Source organism: Pedobacter agri (genome assembly GCF_032678665.1).
GTDB lineage: Bacteria > Bacteroidota > Bacteroidia > Sphingobacteriales > Sphingobacteriaceae > Pedobacter > Pedobacter agri_A.
In genome coordinates this window covers 86,486-106,427 of sequence record NZ_JAVTSH010000011.1, presented here as the reverse complement: position 1 = coordinate 106,427, position 19,942 = coordinate 86,486, and the positions used below count along the sequence as shown (strand labels likewise).

Sequence of the window (19,942 nt, the reverse complement as noted above, 5' to 3'; positions counted from 1 at the left end):
ATAAGATTATTTCACATCAACTCTGTTCAAAGTAAGCCCGGGATTTAATCCAAAAAAAGAAAGACCCCAAAAGCCTCTGACATTCAGACTACCAGTTTTGAGAATGGTAAGATATGAATCGTAGGTATTGCCCTTTCCTCCATCGTAATCGTAGAGCTTTCCCTTCCAACTGTTCTTTCTATTATTGAATTTGATATCTCTTAATAAAAGAATTCCCACCAAAGGCATTTTACGTTTGTCCTTGTCAGGATTATTCACGTCTAAGAGTGGCTTTCCTTCCTGGTCAGTGGCATTTTTTAAATAAATTAATTTACCGTAATAGTTTTCACCGCTTTTACAAATCTGCACATTTCCTTCTTTCACCGGACTGTACCATACACCTAAAATATCATCAGCTTTTGATTGTGCAAATAACATTGATGAAAAATTCAGTAAAAGAAAAGTTAAAAATAGATATCTCATTGTTCTTTATATTTTGAAGCGAATTCTTTCGCAAAATCATTGATTTTAACGCTTCCCATAATGGAAGGCCTGTTTTTAAAGTAATCCTCAAACAGACTACCATTATGCATCCCCACATTCATTTCCGTGAATTCATCGGCAATTTTTTCTGATGCACCTATCTTTATAAAGGCGTTCTTCATTTGCGCATCGCTGATCAGCACCCACTTCAAATATGGTTTCCCAACGGCGTTCCCTACAATGGTGGCTATCTCCTGACAGGTAAGTTCTTCACTTGCAACATATCTTATCTTTTTGCCCACATACTGGTCGTTAATTTCCTCGGCTATGGCAGATGCAATATCGATTGGCGATACCCAGGCGATTTTATCGGTTGCTCCATAATTTGATAAGATAATTCCAGAATATCCTTTTATAATACCTTTCAAACCATAATGTTTCATGTAGAGTAATTTCCCGACAATACCTTCCAAAAAACCTTTGCCTTTAACCATATCCATAAAGGCATACAGGTTATAATCAAAAGATGCGGGACGAAGATGCGTTACAGATACGTCATTGGGAAGTTCTTTGAAAATATTTTCTGCAATATAATGGAAAACCAATACCCCTGCCCCAATCTGTTTTTCGGCACCAACACTGCTCAGATGAACTACTTTTTTCATACCTGCTTTTTGAATCGCATGAACATAATTCGTACTGATCTTTCTTGTCTTTTCCCTATGATCGAGGCTCTGGTCCCCGAAAAAGTTAAATGGCGGGATCATACAGTAGGCAGCATCATGACCCTGGAAAACTTCGGTCAGAAATTTGCCGTCTTCGATTTCACCAATCGCCGCCTTTGCTCCCAACTGTTCTATTTCTGCTTTCCTGGCCACAGAACTGCTGACCACAGTAACCTGATGTCCCTGTTTTATCAACTGTACCACCAACACCTTGCTGATATTCCCTAATGAACCTGTTACAATTACTTTCATATTCATTTACCAAATTTTGTCAGATCAAAGTTCAGTAAGTTGAGATACTATATTGTGTTCGAATCCACTTTTTTCGTGTTCAAAACCACCTTAATATATTTTCAAAAGAGAGATGTAAAACTGCGATGTCATCAGTTTATAAATGAAAAATTACAGCAAACTATAGCATGATAAATAATATTAAAATGTAGCGGAAATCGGCAGCGCGTTGCTGGGACTTGATAAATAGGTCTCAAAAACCGAATATTATTCCTTACATTATTTCTTAAAAAATAGACTATTAAATGATTTTCCAGTAATTGATAGATTTGAGACAAATGACCCAGATTGGCTTTATGCCAAAATTGTAACCCTCAATATTTAAATTGAATAACTATCAACTAAGCAGGAGTATCAATACTGTTAAGAATAATAGCCATTTTGTCTAACTATGCACTCAGGTTGATAATTTGCCCTTATTTGAAGGTGAAAATCTAATATATAAGCCTTGTTTTAACCTGGAGGCTTTTGTAGAAATTAAAATTACTGTGATTTCTTATTGTTAAAATTCTGAATTGTTTTATAAAGAAATAGAAGCTCATCACCTAACTCCCCAACTTCTCTTATCTGACCATTGATGTCATAGTCAATTCGTTTATCTCCAATTTGGCGAACCCGGTCATTAAGATCATAATCAATTCGTTTATCTCCAATTTGACAGACACGCCCATTGATATCATATTCAACTCGATCATCTCCTATTTTTCGAACCCGGTTATTAATATCGTAATCTATTTGTTTATCTCCAATTTGTCGGACTTGTCCACTGATATTATAATCAACTCGGCTATCTCCTATTTGGCGCACCTGGTTATTAAGATCATAATCTATTTTTATATTTCCAATTTGGCGGACACGCCCATTGATATCATAGTCTACCCGATCCTCTCCTATCTGGCGAACCCGGTTATCAATATCGTAATCTATTTTTTTATCTCCAATTTGACGAACACGTCCATTGATATCATAATCGAGTGCTAAACCATCAGCATTACTCAATCGACCATTGAGGCCATAATTCGCTTTCTTAAGTCCAATACTATCAAAAATGGAAACACTTCTACTTATAAATAGACCTTTTGAATCCAGCATCACATCCAATCCCTTGTTTTGAAGGGGGAAAACCTGTTTATCCCTATTATAGGGAAGTTCAGGCTTAATTGCTTGTGAGTAAACGGTAGTTGAAAAGAGTAAAAAAGAAAATATAAATAAGAGTATTTTCATATGGATTAACTGATGTAACTTACTTCTGCTTAAGAATGAATAAACGATAATAACTAATTTTTTGGCGCTTATGTAAACTTTCTTTAAAGCCGGGCAAAAAAATTGAAAAGTTGAAAGATATGATAAAGATATCATACGCTCAATTCATTTGTCGGATTTTTAATTTAACATATATCTATTCGACTATAGCTTAATTATTTCAATAGTCATATGATCTTCACCAATGGCGTTAGCCCATCCTAAATACCGGCCCAAACCTGAATGCATACCATTTATAACTGGCTATATGATTTCACTACCTGCACATTTTTCATCAAAACAAATTGTTGCGATCTATTTTAAATTTTTCAGCTAGTTGAACTTTTTTCTTCGCAAAACGCAAGATCTTTGAGATATGGAAAAAATTAAAAAGAAAATTATAACCCTTCCTGAAATGGTGCCAGGAACAGGTCCTGCGCTGATGCTGAACATGCTAAAATTCCGCGACAGACGCTTGTATGTTGAAGCATACCTTCCGGCATTTAAAAGGGTGATGGCCGTATTAGGATTAGAAGCCAAGATAAACCTGATTAGTGGCATACTCACCAGCGTAGTGGCCAATGAACGTGATAGCTGGGATGCAATTTTAATAGTTGAATATTCAAGCGCCCAGTCATTCTTAAAAGTTGCCAGAAGTGACGCCTACCGCGAAATAGCAGAACCGCTACGACTGGCTGCACTTTCCGATCTTTCACTGTACATGACACGTCCCTTTACCCTATAATTTATATCTTCGCAAAAGCATGCATCAGCTCATTCTAAATAAATTTGCTCTACATATAGCGCTTGCACCAGAGGAACAGGTGCAGGCACTTTCGTCTTTTGAAATCCAAAAAGTTAAAAAGCGAACATGGCTATTGCGTGCCGGAGAAACCGAACGATACATTTACTTTGTTAAAAGAGGCTGTTTACGTATGTTACACACCGACAAAAGTGGAGACGACCACATTATCGGATTTTACCCGGAAAATTGGTGGAACTGTAATATCGCCAGCTTTTTCAATGGAACCCCATCTGTGAATGCGATCCAGACACTGGAAGATAGTGAGTTATATTGCATATCCTTGGCCCAACTCGAAACACTGTTTAATTTAATTCCAAAGTTTGAACGTTTTTTTAGAATCCTTAATCAAAATGGATTCAATCTTTATCATCACCGCATTACCTCCCATCTTTATAAAACAGCTGAAGAACGGTATATAGAATTCCGTAAAAAATATCCAGGGTTAGCGCAAAGGATTGCTCAAAAACATATCGCCAGTTACATCGGTATTACTCCTGCTTTCTTGAGCATGATGAGAAAAGAAAATGGGATCTGAAGTCTAAACCATTTGCTGTTGACAAGAGCAGACACGCTTTGGTTATAACTAAAAAATTAACCAACCTTTGCAAACCATCTCTAAAATCAGATGGATAAATCAGTTAACAAATATCATCATTTTATCCTATCAGGGACAGCCCCGGCGTCCTATTTACACCAAAGACATAGAAAATCGCCCGCCCCGGAAACGGGAATATCCATAAAACACAAATAACAATAACAAACCACAACTACTACCATCCAGACACCTCAACTAGATCTCTTCCCTGCTCACCCCGATCGCATTCGCCTTCCAAAGAATATAACCCAACCTCCCGCAACATTCCGCCACAAAATACTCAATATCCGCAGGCACATCATTTACAATCCTAAAACGGATTTTATATTTGGGATTATAACTGATATACACCACCAGATCATCCGAAGAAAATCCCCTGCCCGACAGCGGCTTAAAATGAACCTCCTGCAACTCCTTTGCTACACGCACCAGACGGTCATTCATCACCTTCGCCAGATTCTTTTCCGGCTTAAAATCAGTTTCCAGTATCGCCAGTACAGTTACAGTCATAACGCAAAAATAAAAGCAGTTTCCATCTGCGCAAACCTGAAAAAGTAAAGCATTGAAAATGAGTCAGAATAATTTTAAAGAGTGTTTTCCTAATCACCACAAATACTTACCGTGTGAGAACGGCCATTTCTCAAACATCCACATCAGTAGCACCAATAATAGTTCATTGATGCTACACCAAAAAACTGACTGCATCTTGAAGCGAATAATTTTGTAGCTTAGCCTTAGGCAAAATCACTACCTATGAACCATACGCTCAACGACAAAGCCAACTTCAAAATGATGAAGACCCCAAATGTAAATTCCAGTCTTTTCACGATCTTATTATGCTTATGCGTATTGCTCGCCTCAGCCCAGCAGACCCCTAACGAAAGAATTATTCAGGTGGAAAACAACCTAACCGGCAGAATCCTTACCAGCGGAGAAAAACCAATGAATCTTCAGGAGCGGATGAAACATTATAACATTAAAGCCCTGAGCATCGCAGTCATCAAAGACTATAAAATTGATTTTGCCAAAGCTTATGGCCTAGCCGATTCCGCTACCCAGTCCAAAGCCAGCATCAACACCCTTTTTCAGGCTGCTTCCATCAGCAAATCTTTCAATGCTTTGGCCATGATGAAGCTCTTCCACGATAAAAAGCTAGACCTCTACGCCGACATCAATACCTACCTGAAAAACTGGAAATTCCCCTATGACTCCCTGTCCAAAGGTAAAAAAATCAATACCGCTAACTTGCTTAGCCATACCGCAGGCCTGAACGTCCATGGGTTCGGCGGCTACCAGATCGGCACGCCTTTACCCACTACCATCCAGATACTCAATGGCACAAAGCCGGCAAACTCTGATCCGGTCAAGTCCCAATTTGCGCCCGGAGAGAAAATGCAGTATTCGGGAGGGGGAACGACCATCACCCAGCAGCTCTTAACCGACATCACCGGCAAACCATACCAGGATTACCTGAACCATACTATTCTAAAAGCCCTGGGCATGAACGAAAGCACATTTGCCCAGCCGCCCCTGGATCACAAAAAAAACTATCTCGCCACCGGATACCTTACAGATGGTTCAGCTATTAAAGGGAATTACCACCTTTACCCTGAGCAGGCAGCAGCCGGACTATGGACCAATCCATCCGATCTGGCCAAATACATCATCAAAACCCAGCTGGCTTACCAGGGCAAATCCAGCAAAGTCTTAAATCAATCCGACACCAAAATTCGTTTGACGCCTTACGCCAACAGCAATGGATCCGCCCTTGGGGTTTTCATTGAATCTCCTGATAGCATAAAATATTTTGGTCATGGCGGCTCCAATTATGGATTCCAGTCCGCTTACTACGGGAGTCTGGAGGGCGGAAACGGCCTTGCAATCATGGTCAATTCCGATAACGGCGCCATCATCCCCGAAATCATCAACAGCATCGCCACGGTTTACGGCTTCAAAGGCCTTTACCAAACCAAAGTGATAAATTTAAGCGATGTTCCCGAATCAGTGCTGGAAAGTTATACCGGTCGCTACGATCTCATGCCCAATTTTATCCTTACCATCACAAAGCAGGGCAAACGTCTTTTTGCCCAGGCCACCGGACAGCCAAAAATCGAAGCCCTGCCCCAAAGCCAGACCAAGTTCTTTTCCAAAGAAGTAAACGCGACCATAGAATTCGTCAAAGATGAAAACGGAAAGATTAAGGAGCTGATTTTGATACAAGGCCAGACTATACATGCCAGAAAACTCTGAAATAGTTAAAATGTTAAAAATAGTTAACTGGCTAATACACGCTTACTAAAAGGATTTATTATCACTATTTTAGAAAAAAAATATCGTGATGAAACGCTCGTATCTTTTATTAAGCATACTGTTTATTTTAAACCTGAGCATAGGAATTTGCCAGACTGCACCCACGTTAAAATCAGTTCTTACAAAAGACATTTTGAATCTGCCGCTTCCAGATTCAACAAGATTTACCTCCACCTTTTTAGCTATTGATGAAAAACCGGAAATCGTAGGAACAATCAATCTGGGTATACTTAACCTAAAGGCAAGCGCTATCGTCGCTTCCAGCTTGGGTAGCGGTAAAATATTGGCATTTGGTTCACCGGCCTATTTTGAGAAAGCCCTTCTGAAGAACCCTTCCGTAGGTAAACTCATTCAAAACACCTTGAAAATTGCAACTGGAAACATTGCCGTTTTTAATCAACAAAGCCACGATCTTGCAGATTACCTGAAGGCTAAGAAGTTTCAGGTGAAAAATTTAGGGAGCCTTCAACTCTCAAAGGATATCAAGACACTTTTTCTTTCAGCAGACATCAATGACTCGCTACAGTTGCTGGCACTGGAAAAATTCGTCAGATCGGGGGGAACACTTGTCGTTGCCTCACCAATTGAAAGTATCAGAATCCGAAAAAAAGACGCTGAGGTTTTTCCAAAACTAAATGCCTTGTTAGCCAAAGCCGGAATAATTAATCTAAATATGATCCTCCGCTCCAGCTGGAACAATAACCTTATCTCTTTAGATCAAGCTCCACCCTATCTCCATATTAATACCATACCCGAGTCCTCCTTAACGCTTCAATACACCGAAAATCCACAGGATTATTATGCTTATATCTGGTTCGTCAAACCTACCCTGTATTTTACTACCGAATACAATGACGAGCGCACCATGATTGTAAAACGGCTGAAAGAATTCTTCCAGATCCCCGATACATTCTATCGGCCGACACCAAAAAGCCCCCTGGATTTATCTTCTCCAAAGAAAAAAATGGCCTACCTTATTTCGGGCAATATTCAGGAATCACAATTAAAAAAGAAATATGGAGCTAAAACTAAAATAAAAGGACATGAAGACTTTCCTGGAATGGTTCCAGATACTGCTCCAAGAGTTAGCAAAAATTTAATTATCAACGTGCAGGTGGGCAAACAAGGGCTTTTTGAACCTCATTCGGTCTATTATCGCCCACACAGCACAGGACTATATATTCCTGCAGGAGAAGTAGTTAAAATAATATTAGATAAAAAATATCACGCTCAGAAACTTAAAGTCCAGATCGGCCTTCATGATGATGACCTCGCCAGTGGTGCAGATCATCTGGTGAGAATTGGATTCGACCTGACCAGAAATTTCGAACTCAATCAAGATACCACCAAGATTTATTCTCCTTACGGCGGATTACTGATGGTCAACATATCAGATACAACAAAACTAAAATCGATTTCATTAAAAGTAATCGGAGCCGTAAACGCCCCTTATTTCAAGCTCGGTGTGACTGATGACAGTGCATGGAACCGGACAATCAAAAATTACCCGGCACCCTGGGCAGAACTGGCCACAGACAAGATCGTGTTTGCTGTTCCAGCTGAGCGAATCAGGCAACTCAAAAATCCAACTGCGCTTATGAAATTCTATGATCAGGTAATGGATGCTGATGCCGATCTTCGGATGATCGACCGGGAAAGATTATACCCTGAAAGAATCATCGTTGATCAGCAGGTAGCCTTTGGGGCCTTGTTCACCACACCAGCCAAAATTGTAGCCCCAAACGATGATGAAAGTACCGGAATTATGCTCAATAAAGAGCAAATTGAAACAAAAGGATCTTGGGGAATTTTCCATGAGCTCGGCCACAGACACCAGTTTCATGACCTCGATTTCGATGGTTTAGGCGAAGTCACTGTAAATCTCTACAGCATGTATGTTTATGATCAGTTATTAAACCTGGGTAAGTACCATAACCAGGACAACATACCCAGCAAAGCGGGTGTGATGGAGAAAATCAAACAATATATGAGAAGCAAGCCAAGTTATGATAAATTTAAACAAAACCCCTGGATAGCGCTGAGCATGTATATTGAAATTATCGAGCACTTTGGTTGGGAACCAATCAAAAGCGCTCATAAAGTTTACGCAGATTTGCCAAAAAATAAATATCCTAAAACTAATGAAGAAAAAATAGACTTATGGTTTAAAACAATAAGCCATGTTTCCAAGACAGATCTATCAGATTTCTTCAAAATATGGCAGATTCCGGTTTCAGCATCCGCAATAGCTGTCGTAAAAAATAAAAATTATCCTGTTTGGCTTCCTGAAGAATTAAAGGAATTCAACAAATCAAATTTTTCATTTTGAGCCTGGTAAAGCAAACGATCAGTCGCTGCTTATAAACCATTATTTAAACGGTTAGGTTCTCTAATTAGGTACTGGTTTATCTGCATGTTTCATCTTCGAGCTGTACCTTCGTTCTACCGCTGATTTGATGCCAACATAAATGATCGGTAACGGATGGATTTTTTCTCAAAATACCATTAATACCTAATAGCTTAAAACCTAAGAAATCTGCCTGATGGCAAAGCATCAAACACCATTTTTTTGCCGTAAAAAAGAGGGTTTCTGTTTCTTCAACAGAACCCTCTGGAAATACATTTAAAACTTACATCTTACTCATGGTGTCTTTCATCATCGTATCAGTCATCATCGTATCCTTGCCCATAGTGTCCTGCATCATCGTATCAGTTGAAGAAGAATCCATAGTGGTAGAATCAGCACCATCCGCTTTTTTTTCTGAGCAAGAAACTATTGATAAAGATAATGCGAAGGCCAAAAAGCCTAATTTGAATAAATTTTTCATGTTGTTTTGTTTTGAGGTTAACATTGTTTGACCTTTATACCACAAAAACTATCAAGGTAACCCATTAGAAAATAGTTATTTAATTAATATTCCCGCAGGTAGTAAGAAACATCAAACCCACCATTTTCAAACGCGATTAGAACTTAACCTACAACATTAGGACGAATCCGGAAATAGTTGAAGCTGCTAAAAATTAATTTAACAGCTCCATTTACTGATAATCAGATAACAGACTTATTTTAAGATTTTTTTTTAGGCATCTTTGCACCTTGCTTTCTGGCCTCAGAAAGTCCGATCGCGACTGCCTGTTTTTTGGACGTGACTTTTTCACCACTTCCGGATTTAAGCGTTCCCTCTTTCATTTCATGCATCGTTTCTTCTACTTTTTCAGATGCTTTTTTTGAATACTTAGCCATGCCAATATTGTTAAATTGTCTAAATCGTAATACGTCCCCCCGTCACCGGAATTGTTGCACCAGCCACATAACTTGCATCCTCAGAGGCCAAAAAGACATAAGCAGGTGCAACTTCAGCTGGCTGACCAGCCCGACCCATAGGTGTATCCTTTCCAAATTGTGTATGATTGGAAATAGTAGAGGGGATTAGCGGTGTCCATATTGGTCCGGGGGCAACCGAATTTACCCTTATTCCTTTTCCGTTCATAAGCAAAATCTGACTTAAGTTCGCCGAGAAATTTTGTATCGCGCCCTTGGTTGCCGCATAAGGCAGCAGCTGCTCACTGGGAGAATAAGCATTCACAGATGTGGTATTGATTATACTACTACCCGGTTTCAAATGTGGTTCTGCCGCTCTGCAAAGATAGAACATCGCAGTGATATTCGTCTGAAACGTACGATCCCATTCTTCGGCCGTAATTTCCTGGATATTTTTCCTGGCCATTTGAAAAGCCGCATTGTTGACCAGGATATCAATCCCGCCAAATTCAGCGATGGCGCTATCAATAATTTTTTGGCAATGAGCCTGTTCTTTAATATCCCCTTTTATCAACACGGCCTTTCTACCGGCATCTCTCACAAAATCAGCCGTAACCCGTGCATCTTCATCCTCTGAGTCATCTAAATAACTGATTAGCACATCTGCACCTTCCCTGGCAAATGCGATCGCTACTGCCCTTCCGATACCTGAATCCCCTCCTGTAATGATGGCTTTTTTTCCTTTCAGCTTATCGCTTCCCTTATAGGATTTTTCACCATGATCAGCTTTAGGGATTAAAGCACTTTCTTTACCAGGTGGGCTTTGATCTTGTTTCGGAAATGGCGGTTGAGGATATTTCCCGGCCGGATCGTTTACTGACATTTTCTCACTTTTCATAATCGAAATATTTAATTTACAGGTATATAAAAAACGTTCCTTAAACCAAAATGGTTTTATCAAAAAAATAAAACCTAGATTTAAGTAAGAAGATATAAAATACAGGGTCAGAGCACAGAAGGCGAAATCGCAATCTTATTTGGCAATACCAGTCACTAGGCAACCTTCCAAAGGTGTTAAGATAGTTTCCGCTTCCATCACTATCATAAAAACCTAATTGCCAGGCAATAACTCGCAAGAACACCTATATTTCTTTGCACCATTAAAACGCAAGATTTCACCATCTTGAAGCGCATAGCTAGTCCATAACATCAGCGCTCATCGATAACCCCAACCCAATTCCAGAAAAGTGAAGGCCACCTGTCATCAGCAGGGTTTAAAACCCAAAATATCATCAGCCACTGTTTTCGTTTGCCAAAAAAAATCAGACGGCTAACCAATTTTATCATCTATTTTAATTTTGTTATCAATTAGGTGGTCATTACCACGTTTGAGCATCTAAACACCAACAAAAGATAAATCAAGAATTTTTAATCGTTTTTAAACCTTATTTGTATGCTGCTTCAATGCCTGCTAAATAATTGCTTAGATTATTGATTTGATATGGCTGAACCAATTCTATCCTCCTGACTATTTTCAATAGTAAAACAAATTCGTTTAACATAACTGATTTCACTGATGGTGATAATTTTTTGGTGAGATTATAAATAATCAGAACAAAATAACTTTAAAAGTTAATGTATTTATAGATGAAACCATGACTTCGATTTAATCGAAAAAAAAATTAATTAGTTTTTGAATATAAATTTAAAGTTATGATATTGCGGTCGCAAGGGGTGAGAGCCTTGCATCAGTCATAAAGATTGAGAGCGTTAATTTAGATAAAGAGGATGCAACAGCGAGTGTTGCATCCTTTTTTTATGGATGCCAATATTTATAGCTAAACATCGTTAGCTACCTTGGCAAAGGTCAAGATTCATAATTTTTTGCTCAGCAACACTATTTCCGTGCAAATCCATGTTTCTTTCCAGATAGAGATAATAATCTCAATTAACCTGATCGAATATTCACTTGGCGTTAGTTCCTTCGCCAACTCATCTACTAACATTTTGACTACACCCAAACTACCTTTAATTTCATGATCTAACTTATCCAATTCTTCAAAATTTGAATTATGAACATTTTTTTGCATATCATACATTATGTAGCGGTTAATTTATTTTAAAAACACCAGCTTTTCAGTATACTATACAATTGAGGGAGATCAAAGTAATATAATATATCGTTAAATAAGGTGGAAGAAATTAAACCAAATGATTAACCATAACAATATCATTAAATCAGCCAGAGAAATTATGCTGTACATTTTCATTAACAATAGGAAAGTTTAACATGTTGCCAGTTAATCCAAAAGATATTGATTTGAAAATCAAATCATTTTATGGGCATTTTTCGTCAGTTCGCATGTAAAATGATGAATGATTTAAGAAGGTTGCAAAAACCAAAAAAAACAACCTGCTGATTGGTTTCTAATTTTTCCTCTAAAATACTGGAAATATTGCCAGCACTGCAGCATAAATAATTTCTTCAATATTTCCGAGAATAGATAGGAAGCTAAAAGGATCGATATCTCATACTAAGACCTATTTTTTCAAATCAATCAGCTTCCGGCTGGCAAACCGGTTTGAGACTAAGCACCTGGTCAACTATTAGAAACCATTTACAAAAGAAGTAGTTATGCATTGATATGCATCATCATTCCTAAGATAAGCCAAATCAGGTTGCCGATATTATATTTTTGTTTTTCAATATGGTACTATTTGGTTAGCACCATTGTTATCGCGCAAATTATTTAATAATCAGCACCGTCCCCGCTCCTTTTTCTAACCTGAAATAATAGTGGCGTTCATAGCGTAGCTCAACGATATCTATCTGAAGTACTCTACCTTTTAACCGGCCATCGCTTTTTATATAATTACCCAGCTTAATATTAGCCAGATCGCTCAAAGTTGAATAGCGGCCAATACGTAAAATTTTGATTCTGGATTTCGATCCGAGCGATACTGCACGCTGATTTGCTGACTCCTCCAGACTTGAAATATAATTGTTTCTCATCATAATTTGGTTATGAAGAAGATATACGATATTAATCAATTTTAGGTTTGATCCGCGAAAAAATCCGTGAGAAATACGGAAGCGGAAACCCAAACAAAAAGAAGAAAACCTCTGTTGTTCGGAACATAACCCTATTCTAAAACTTTGAGCTATGAAGGGATTGTCACCATGGGGACTGAGTGCCATAACCGAACTCGGCCAGACAGAAGAAGTTTACACTGGAATTTTAAACGAAATCCACCTGGGCATCAAAATTACATCTGATTCCCTGTGGGCGACGATTTCCAGTAATAATAAGTCACCTATCCATTTCCGTCCATGCTTTGTTCCTTCCGGAAAAATCCAATCCTTTAAGGTTCGTAAAAGCAAAGACGGATGTAAGATAGATGTTTTCTCGGTGATTGGAACCTTTACCGTTTCAGTGGCACTTTCCAGTGAAACATACCCGATCCTGCGTTACAAGTGTGCATTTACCCCATCATATACACTCTTCATACCATTCTGGCCAAAAGACATTCTTTTACAAAACCACAGGGACGATGCCGTAAAAGATTTTGGTGAGATCCATTGTTCGCAGCGGCAAACTCGTTCAGGCTTAATATATTTAACGAAGCCATCCAGCCATCTGCGGATACTTTATTTCCAAAACCTAACCTCACTTTCCGGCTATTGCGAACAGACCGCAACTTCCTTGAGCGGAGTTGTTGGTGGCGAACTGCCGGAAATCGGTCTTTCCCTACCTCCCTGCACTGAAAAACCTTTAGTTGCCGGCAAATCTATCTTGCTCTCCGACGCGCATATTTGTTTAGGCCCGCTCCCGGATGAAACTTCAGACCAGGCAACTGATTACCTGAACATGCTGGCAGCCATTTACGTCCCCCTGCCTAAACCCAAGACCCGGTATCGCCAATGGCCAAAAATTGTAAAAAATGGGCTGAAAGATTTGATTGAAAACCCAGGCTGCTGGTCGCGTGTGGAGGGGAACAGCTACCTAAATGCCTACCTCTGTGATCATGAGACACCACCGGAAATTATGGTCCAGCTTGCTGTCCTTCTCCCTTTGCTCGATTATACAAACTGGAGTGGAGATCAGCTGGCGGTAGTGAGCACCATCAAAAAAGGACTTCCCTCATTTTATGATAAAAAGTTAAAGTCTATTTTGAGATGGCATCCCGCCGCGGAAGACAAACTCAAAGGAGAAGAAGAACAAAAAATCCCCTTAGTGATGGACTCCTGGTACCTTCACCATCCCCTGTTAAACCTTTCCAGGCTGGCGCTGATGGGCGATAAAGCCACAAAAAAACTTTTTTTAAGTTCCCTAGACTTTGCGATCAAGGTGGCTCACGAATTCAACTACGAGTGGCCTGTTTTTTACAAAATGGATACGCTGGAAATCTTAAAAGCAGAAACCGAACCGGGAAAAGGAGGTGAACAAGACGTTGCCGGACTATATGCACTCGTTATGATCCAGGCTTACACCCTCACTAAGCAAAAGAAGTACCTGAAGGAAGCCATTAAGGCCGCGGACCAACTCGCAGCCGTTGGGCCTGATATCATGTATCAGGCGAACAACACCGCTTTCGCCGCCGGCGCCATGCTCAGGTTATTTAAAATTACTGGAACTCCCCTACACCTTAATTTATGTTACCGGTGCCTGGCCTCACTCTTCCAGAATGTCCAGCTATGGGACTGCAATTACGGATACGGGAAAAATATGCCAACATTTTTTGCTTTATTTCCCTTAACAGATGCACCTTATACAGCCGCGTATGAAGAACAGGAAGTATTCTGCGCCTTCCACGACTTCCTGAATCACGCCATTGGCGTAGAAATACTGCCTAGTGTTCAACTACTTTGCGGGGAATACATCAGGTATCTCATAGACCGGGCGCCATTTTACTACCCGACCATGTTACCAGATGATATGTTGTCAAAGGAGGTTAAAACAGGAAAAGTAGAACGGGATTTATGGATCGCGTTGGAAGACATACACGACGGAACTGAACAAAGTGGTGCAGTCGGACAGGAGGTTTACGGCGCTGGAAATGCATTTGGGATATTGCCAAGACATTTTATCAGAATCGAGGGTGAAACATTTATGATCTATGTTGACGGACCTTTTTCAAAAGTAAGCAAAAAACAAGGCGAAGTAACCTTCCAGATGTTAAGTCACCAAGCCATGACCTATCGGGTCAAAATTGTTTTTGACAAACCTTATCATTCGAATTTATATTTTAAGATCACTAGTGACCGAGCAGGATCTCTTCCAATGCCCGTTAAAAATAAACAGATTGAAATGGAAGTTACCGGCAACCAAAATGTCAGTATCTGCTGGACCGGTAAACAATGAACCGATCGACACCCGCAAGGATCGCACGCTTCCTGAAAGCTTCCCATTAAACCCAAGCCTTATAATTAGGAACAGTATACAGAACACTAGAAAACGAAGGTGGTTGTACCGAAACAACCTATCAGTTTTTTTCTTAACAATTTTTATTATCACCCTTATAGCTCAGGCAATAACAGGATGAAAAACGGATAACAACGAGCTCCAGGGCCTGGGCGCCTCAGCGCTATCATTGAATTCTTATCTATTATCGGGACATTTTGTATCGGCAACTTTTGAGAACTTCGAAAGCGAGTTTCTCCAAATGGCGCTCTACGTGATTTTGACAATCTCACTTCGTCAGATGGGATCCGCTGAATCCAAAAAACTTGAAAAAACAGAGGAGGTAGACCGTGACCCGCTTCCACACGCAGATGCTCCCTGGCCAGTAAAACGCGGAGGCCTGATATTAAAGTTGTATTCTAATTCACTTTCTATCGTTTTTGGTTTCCCTTTTTTAGTAAGCTGGTGTTTGCACTTTTATGGAAGCTGGAAAGACCACAATGTTGAGCAGGTATTGAGCGGGGTGCCGACTGATTCTGAACTTGACTATCTTGGTCCGGCGAATTTCTGGTTTGAGACCTTTCAAAACTGGCAAAGCGAATTTCCCTTGTCGCATCTATTGTCATCCTAACGATATTTCTGCGGCGAAAAGGATCGCCGGAATCCAAGCCAGTACATGCCGCGAATCTGGAGACTGGGAAATAGTCCATTTTCATTCCGCCATCCGTATAACAATGGGGTGATGAATACTGACTTTTGGCATTTCTTTAAAGGATTGCATTGTTTTGGAGCCAGCGCGTTTATTAACCATGCGCTAATTACGAACAATTTTCTTAATTTTGGAACATGGCAAAAGTTTTGATTTTGGATGATGATGCAGATATCCGGAATGTATTGGCGCTCATTCTGGAAGCGTCCCATAAAGTAGTTACTGTAGATAATCCAGGAACCTGGCAACAGGAAATTCAGGACTTCAATCCCGATGTAATCCTCATAGACATTCGTCTGGGCAATCTGGATGGTATCGTCATCTGCAAGAAATTAAAATCAATGCCACACACGAGGCATATAAAAGTGATTTTAACAAGTGCAGCATTATATGACATGAAGCACCTTGAACAAATCTCGGATGGCTTTCTCGAAAAACCCTTTAACATTGCAACAGTAGAAAATCTGATAAACCGTGTTTGTTAACCTCAGCTGAATAACTGCCACCTACTTCCATTGTTCTTATAAGATGATTTTTCTTTTCAACTATAGTGCTATGAAACAGGAACCGTAAAATAAAAAACCGAACCCTCTCCCAAATCGCTACCGACCCATATCCTGCCACCATGCAGTTTTATGATTTCTGAAGATATATAAAGGCCTATACCAAAACCCGAGATCAAATGGTTCCCTTCGACCCGGTAAAACCTGTCGAATATCTTTGGAATTTCGCTTTTTTCAATCCCAATCCCCTGATCCTTAACACTTACCTCAACTTCACCACCGGTGGTGATGCAGGCCACCTGTATCGATGATCCTATTGGTGAATACTTCACCGCGTTGCCTATCAGGTTCGCGATTACCTGCGCAATCTTTCCCTTATCGGCATGTATGATCTGGCTGTCGACAGGCTCAAAGATAAACTTGTGGGTAGTATAAAGCATTTGGGCTTCCTCCTGGGCTTCTCTGATCAAAATCGCTATATCGAAACTCGAAGAGATGATACTGATTTTCGCAGATTCCAGCCTAGAGAAATCCAGAAAACCATTAATCATATCTGTCATCCGTTTTGCTTGTCTTAGAGATTGTGAAACTGCCCTGCGACTGACCACATCCGGATTGTAAGCCTCTCGCATATTCATTAACTGAAGATAAGCCGTGAGTGAGGTTAAGGGCGTCTTTAACTCATGACTGACCATACCCATGAAATCATTTTTTCGCATTTCTTCCATCTTCTGTTCAGTAATATCCATCACTATGCCAGTAAAAGCGGAGAAACTGCCGGAAGGATCCGCCACCAGATTGCCAATGGCCCTGAGCCATCGCAACTTTTGATCATGAAGACCAATAACAGGGTAGCTTACATCATAATCCCCATTATTATGAATCGCGTTTTCAAGTTGAGACGATATACATTCCCGATAGTCATCTGTGATTCGTGCCAATGCCGCTTCAATGGATAGCGGCTCATCGGGATAATATCCGAAGAGTTCCTTTAATCTGGTATCGGTTATAAACTCCCTCGTGCCGGTATTAATATACCAGGTCCCAAAGTTTGCCGCCTCAATGGCCAGGCGAAGCGCCATTTTTCCTTCTTCAATAGTTTGCTGTGCAGCGATTAAGTTCGCATTGGCCTGCGAAAGATGATTATTGGTTGCTATAATATGTTCGTTAGAGGCAGAAAGTTCTTCATTCAATACGGCAAAGTCTTCATTCATAGCCTGCAGGTGTTCAGCACTTTCCTTTAGCTTTTGCTCCCACTGGTCTCGATCGGTTACGTCACGTGTGGTACCCGAAACCGCTATTACTTCGCCCTTATTATTGAATACTGGATTAAGAATGTAATCATATAACCTTCGTCCCAAACTAGCATGCGGAAAGGCAACCTCCCCCCTGACCGACTTACCTGTATCACGAATGAGATCAATCTCCCGTTCGTGCATTTCTGCGTGCCAGGCTTCATAACCATTTTCAATCAATCCTTTTCCGATTGCGTCCTCCCAGGTCTTGCCCCACATTTCCAGAAGCGCGCGGTTGGCGTAAGTAAATTTATAGTCCAGATCAAACATGTACATCAAATCGGGGCTGCCAGAAATGATCATTTCGTAAGTTCTTTTTTGTTGCCCCAAAACATCTTTCGCCTCAGCTAATGCGTTTTCCGCTAACTTTCTTTTTGTGATATCAGAGGCTAAACCGAACCATTCTTTAATTTCCCCATTACCGTCCAGAATCGGGACTGCCCTAAAGAACGTCCATCCTACCATATCGTCGGCACAATTTACACGGTATTCAAGTTCAAAGATACTTTTTGCCGCTATCGCATCTGCAATTTTTTCATTCACCATCTCCATATCCTCAGTGAAGACATTTTTGATTTTCCATTCCAGTATTGGCTTTGATGAATCTTTAAGGAAGCCCCCTTCATCAAGCTCATACATCAACGATCCATCAGGACTTAAACTATAGGCAACATCAGATGTAACCTCAAGTAAGGCTTTGAATCGTTCCTCAATGGTGGTGTTTGAAGATAAGTTTGCGTTCATTGTCCCGGTGTAACAGTTTTCAATATGTTTAAAGACATGAAAATTAAAAAATAGTTTGTATACATCACATTTTTTGATTCGATTTTGCCTTCCGAAATTTTTTTAAAACATAAGCTTGCATACTTGGTATGATTATCAACTTCGGATGAAAAAAACATGACGATTATCAAAAAAGGTAATTTTACCCTCGTAAAATTGCAATGCATTCCACTAATTTTGTAATCCAATATGATGCTAAAACGATTTAAGCCCGATACAACCTTCAAAAAAAACAATGGCGTGAAATTAAATACCCTTCGGGGAAGATGCTTCGCAATAGCCGGCGCGGGATGGCTATTATTGAGTATGGCGTTTATCTACAAGGGCTGCCTGGAACATGTAGAGATAGACTTTATATTATCGGGTTTAGGCGTACTGTCAATCGTTACCTCTGTGGATTCTATCCTTGTATCAACAAAGCTGGATGACAGATTGATCAAGGATTTATAGCATCTTATCAATCGAATCAGTAGTTGCCCGACCAGTATGTAGGCATCGCTGAGGCGTCTCTAAATATCCCCAACAAGGTACCCTATATGTTATTACAATCTTCGCTGACAATTGCGTAAAACAAGAAGGTTTATCAATTGACCTCGCGTATTTTTACAGATATAATTACCTAAAAAAAAAGGAAGTTATACGTAATATCACATAAGCAAAAACCAATTAAGTATCCATCTGTTCAGCTTATATCCGGAAAAGCCGGATTTACCTTAAACTAAATACGATTTGAATGATGAACCACGCTAAATTCACATCTGAGATTTACGCCCACTCTGACCACCTGATGTCACACGCATTAAAATTTACCCGCGATGAGGATGATGCCAAAGACTTGTTGCAGGAAACACTCATCAAGGGACTTCGCTTTGCCAATAGTTTTGACCAGGGCACCAACCTAAGGGGCTGGTTATATGTAATCATGAAAAATACCTATATCAATGATTTCAACAAAACAGCCAAGCGTAAAGCCATTATTACTGTTGAAGATGACATTTCCAGTGGACAGCTAGCAAAAAGTGCTACAAAAAACAGCGGAGAAACCACATTTGCCCTGGAAGATATCAATAAGGCTATGGCTTCCATCAAAGCTGAATATAGCGTACCTTTCAAAAGGTATTTCGAAGGATATAAATACGACGAAATCGCTGCTGAACTGAATCTGCCGATAGGTACAGTCAAAACCCATATACACCAGGCAAGGCTTGGACTTAAAAAATATCTGAAGATGTACAGACCATAGGAAATTAATTCAGTTGGGCTGTCAAGGGATTCATCGGATAAATATCTCCTACTGACTATAATACCAAGCAGGAAACTTGCAGCTTTCAGGACATATGAGACACCCTAGTCTTTTCTGATCACAGAAGGGTTTATTAAAACTGGTTTTAAGGTTTGGGTAAGCAAAAGTTATCCAACCTTATCTTAAAAAACTCTTTGGTGCATACATGTTTCTTACAGGTTTAGCATCCATATTTTCTTGCCAACCTATCCGAAAGAAGTAATTTGCCGCGTCCGCCGGAAAGCTTCAATTTGAAGCCAGCGAAACGTATATCAA

17 protein-coding genes and 1 pseudogene are annotated in these 19,942 nt (G+C 40.0%); 8 read left to right on the top strand and 10 right to left on the bottom strand.

Annotated elements, in window-relative coordinates; genetic code table 11:
• Positions 1 to 6: 6 nt before the first annotated feature.
• The 3 genes from R2Q70_RS20080 to R2Q70_RS20070 all read right to left on the bottom strand — a co-directional run bounded on the left by R2Q70_RS20080 (position 7) and on the right by R2Q70_RS20070 (position 2,702).
• Entirely contained in the window at positions 7 to 462 is a 456-nt protein-coding gene (locus R2Q70_RS20080) for a DUF2147 domain-containing protein (RefSeq protein ID WP_316809335.1), read from the bottom strand.
• The gene (locus tag R2Q70_RS20075) at positions 459 to 1,439 is read right to left on the bottom strand and encodes an NAD(P)H-binding protein (protein ID WP_316809334.1); all 981 of its coding nucleotides are present in this window, start codon (positions 1,437 to 1,439) and stop codon (positions 459 to 461) included. Before R2Q70_RS20075 ends, R2Q70_RS20080 begins: the two co-directional genes overlap by 4 nt.
• 522 nt (positions 1,440 to 1,961) lie before the next feature.
• On the bottom strand, positions 1,962 to 2,702 hold the full coding sequence (locus R2Q70_RS20070; protein ID WP_316809333.1) for a hypothetical protein: 741 nt from the start codon (positions 2,700 to 2,702) through the stop codon (positions 1,962 to 1,964).
• A 394-nt stretch (positions 2,703 to 3,096) separates the two neighbouring features.
• On the opposite strand from R2Q70_RS20070, the gene R2Q70_RS20065 reads away from it, so the two are divergent.
• Together R2Q70_RS20065 and R2Q70_RS20060 are read left to right on the top strand one after the other, a co-directional pair.
• Positions 3,097 to 3,465 carry a hypothetical protein gene (locus tag R2Q70_RS20065; protein ID WP_316809332.1) on the top strand — a complete coding sequence of 123 codons (369 nt, stop codon included), beginning with the start codon at positions 3,097 to 3,099 and terminating at the stop codon, positions 3,463 to 3,465.
• A gap of 19 nt (positions 3,466 to 3,484) precedes the next feature.
• Positions 3,485 to 4,060, top strand: a complete 576-nt coding sequence (locus R2Q70_RS20060; protein WP_316809331.1) for a Crp/Fnr family transcriptional regulator — start codon at positions 3,485 to 3,487, stop codon at positions 4,058 to 4,060.
• 255 nt (positions 4,061 to 4,315) lie between these two features.
• Here the strand turns inward: R2Q70_RS20060 and R2Q70_RS20055 are convergent, their stop codons facing one another.
• On the bottom strand, positions 4,316 to 4,630 hold the full coding sequence (locus tag R2Q70_RS20055; RefSeq protein ID WP_316809330.1) for a hypothetical protein: 315 nt from the start codon (positions 4,628 to 4,630) through the stop codon (positions 4,316 to 4,318).
• Positions 4,631 to 4,873: 243 nt separating this feature from the next.
• Between R2Q70_RS20055 and R2Q70_RS20050 the strand changes: the two genes are divergently transcribed.
• The gene (locus tag R2Q70_RS20050) at positions 4,874 to 6,370 is read left to right on the top strand and encodes a serine hydrolase (protein ID WP_316809329.1); all 1,497 of its coding nucleotides are present in this window, start codon (positions 4,874 to 4,876) and stop codon (positions 6,368 to 6,370) included.
• Between the two features lie 88 nt (positions 6,371 to 6,458).
• Entirely contained in the window at positions 6,459 to 8,759 is a 2,301-nt protein-coding gene (locus tag R2Q70_RS20045; RefSeq protein WP_316809328.1) for a M60 family metallopeptidase, read from the top strand.
• A 301-nt stretch (positions 8,760 to 9,060) separates the two neighbouring features.
• On the opposite strand, the gene R2Q70_RS20040 is transcribed toward R2Q70_RS20045, so the two are convergent.
• The 5 genes from R2Q70_RS20040 to R2Q70_RS20020 form a co-directional block, all read right to left on the bottom strand.
• Positions 9,061 to 9,282, bottom strand: a complete 222-nt coding sequence (locus R2Q70_RS20040; protein WP_316809327.1) for a hypothetical protein — start codon at positions 9,280 to 9,282, stop codon at positions 9,061 to 9,063.
• Between the two features lie 215 nt (positions 9,283 to 9,497).
• Complete coding sequence (locus R2Q70_RS20035; protein ID WP_316809326.1) at positions 9,498 to 9,674, bottom strand: DUF6496 domain-containing protein; 177 nt, start codon at positions 9,672 to 9,674, stop codon at positions 9,498 to 9,500.
• Between the two features lie 19 nt (positions 9,675 to 9,693).
• Positions 9,694 to 10,590, bottom strand: coding sequence for an SDR family oxidoreductase (locus tag R2Q70_RS20030; RefSeq protein ID WP_316809325.1), 897 nt, complete (start codon positions 10,588 to 10,590; stop codon positions 9,694 to 9,696).
• 976 nt (positions 10,591 to 11,566) lie between these two features.
• A complete protein-coding gene (locus R2Q70_RS20025; RefSeq protein ID WP_316809324.1) occupies positions 11,567 to 11,782 on the bottom strand; it encodes a hypothetical protein in 216 nt (71 codons plus the stop codon).
• 656 nt (positions 11,783 to 12,438) lie between these two features.
• Positions 12,439 to 12,708 carry a hypothetical protein gene (locus R2Q70_RS20020; RefSeq protein ID WP_316809323.1) on the bottom strand — a complete coding sequence of 90 codons (270 nt, stop codon included), beginning with the start codon at positions 12,706 to 12,708 and terminating at the stop codon, positions 12,439 to 12,441.
• Between the two features lie 148 nt (positions 12,709 to 12,856).
• On the opposite strand from R2Q70_RS20020, the gene R2Q70_RS20015 reads away from it, so the two are divergent.
• The 3 genes and pseudogenes from R2Q70_RS20015 (at position 12,857) to R2Q70_RS20000 (ending at position 16,288) form a co-directional block, all read left to right on the top strand.
• On the top strand, positions 12,857 to 15,055 hold the full coding sequence (locus tag R2Q70_RS20015) for a hypothetical protein (RefSeq protein WP_316809322.1): 2,199 nt from the start codon (positions 12,857 to 12,859) through the stop codon (positions 15,053 to 15,055).
• A gap of 229 nt (positions 15,056 to 15,284) precedes the next feature.
• Positions 15,285 to 15,799: pseudogene (locus R2Q70_RS20010) on the top strand (DUF6766 family protein).
• Between the two features lie 141 nt (positions 15,800 to 15,940).
• Complete coding sequence (locus R2Q70_RS20000; protein WP_316809320.1) at positions 15,941 to 16,288, top strand: PleD family two-component system response regulator; 348 nt, start codon at positions 15,941 to 15,943, stop codon at positions 16,286 to 16,288.
• 68 nt (positions 16,289 to 16,356) lie between these two features.
• Here R2Q70_RS20000 and R2Q70_RS19995 read toward each other — a convergent pair whose 3' ends face one another.
• Entirely contained in the window at positions 16,357 to 18,345 is a 1,989-nt protein-coding gene (locus R2Q70_RS19995; RefSeq protein ID WP_316809319.1) for an ATP-binding protein, read from the bottom strand.
• A 775-nt stretch (positions 18,346 to 19,120) separates the two neighbouring features.
• On the opposite strand from R2Q70_RS19995, the gene R2Q70_RS19990 reads away from it, so the two are divergent.
• The gene (locus R2Q70_RS19990) at positions 19,121 to 19,627 is read left to right on the top strand and encodes an RNA polymerase sigma factor (RefSeq protein ID WP_316809408.1); all 507 of its coding nucleotides are present in this window, start codon (positions 19,121 to 19,123) and stop codon (positions 19,625 to 19,627) included.
• Positions 19,628 to 19,942: the final 315 nt, after the last annotated feature.

Coding starts and splice junctions, on each gene's coding strand:
- R2Q70_RS20080 (WP_316809335.1), bottom strand. CDS start 462: ATGAGATATCTATTTTTAACTTTTCTTTTACTGAATTTTTCATCAATG.
- R2Q70_RS20075 (WP_316809334.1), bottom strand. CDS start 1,439: ATGAAAGTAATTGTAACAGGTTCATTAGGGAATATCAGCAAGGTGTTG.
- R2Q70_RS20070 (WP_316809333.1), bottom strand. CDS start 2,702: ATGAAAATACTCTTATTTATATTTTCTTTTTTACTCTTTTCAACTACC.
- R2Q70_RS20065 (WP_316809332.1), top strand. CDS start 3,097: ATGGAAAAAATTAAAAAGAAAATTATAACCCTTCCTGAAATGGTGCCA.
- R2Q70_RS20060 (WP_316809331.1), top strand. CDS start 3,485: ATGCATCAGCTCATTCTAAATAAATTTGCTCTACATATAGCGCTTGCA.
- R2Q70_RS20055 (WP_316809330.1), bottom strand. CDS start 4,630: ATGACTGTAACTGTACTGGCGATACTGGAAACTGATTTTAAGCCGGAA.
- R2Q70_RS20050 (WP_316809329.1), top strand. CDS start 4,874: ATGAACCATACGCTCAACGACAAAGCCAACTTCAAAATGATGAAGACC.
- R2Q70_RS20045 (WP_316809328.1), top strand. CDS start 6,459: ATGAAACGCTCGTATCTTTTATTAAGCATACTGTTTATTTTAAACCTG.
- R2Q70_RS20040 (WP_316809327.1), bottom strand. CDS start 9,282: ATGTTAACCTCAAAACAAAACAACATGAAAAATTTATTCAAATTAGGC.
- R2Q70_RS20035 (WP_316809326.1), bottom strand. CDS start 9,674: ATGGCTAAGTATTCAAAAAAAGCATCTGAAAAAGTAGAAGAAACGATG.
- R2Q70_RS20030 (WP_316809325.1), bottom strand. CDS start 10,590: ATGAAAAGTGAGAAAATGTCAGTAAACGATCCGGCCGGGAAATATCCT.
- R2Q70_RS20025 (WP_316809324.1), bottom strand. CDS start 11,782: ATGCAAAAAAATGTTCATAATTCAAATTTTGAAGAATTGGATAAGTTA.
- R2Q70_RS20020 (WP_316809323.1), bottom strand. CDS start 12,708: ATGATGAGAAACAATTATATTTCAAGTCTGGAGGAGTCAGCAAATCAG.
- R2Q70_RS20015 (WP_316809322.1), top strand. CDS start 12,857: ATGAAGGGATTGTCACCATGGGGACTGAGTGCCATAACCGAACTCGGC.
- R2Q70_RS20000 (WP_316809320.1), top strand. CDS start 15,941: ATGGCAAAAGTTTTGATTTTGGATGATGATGCAGATATCCGGAATGTA.
- R2Q70_RS19995 (WP_316809319.1), bottom strand. CDS start 18,345: ATGAACGCAAACTTATCTTCAAACACCACCATTGAGGAACGATTCAAA.
- R2Q70_RS19990 (WP_316809408.1), top strand. CDS start 19,121: ATGAACCACGCTAAATTCACATCTGAGATTTACGCCCACTCTGACCAC.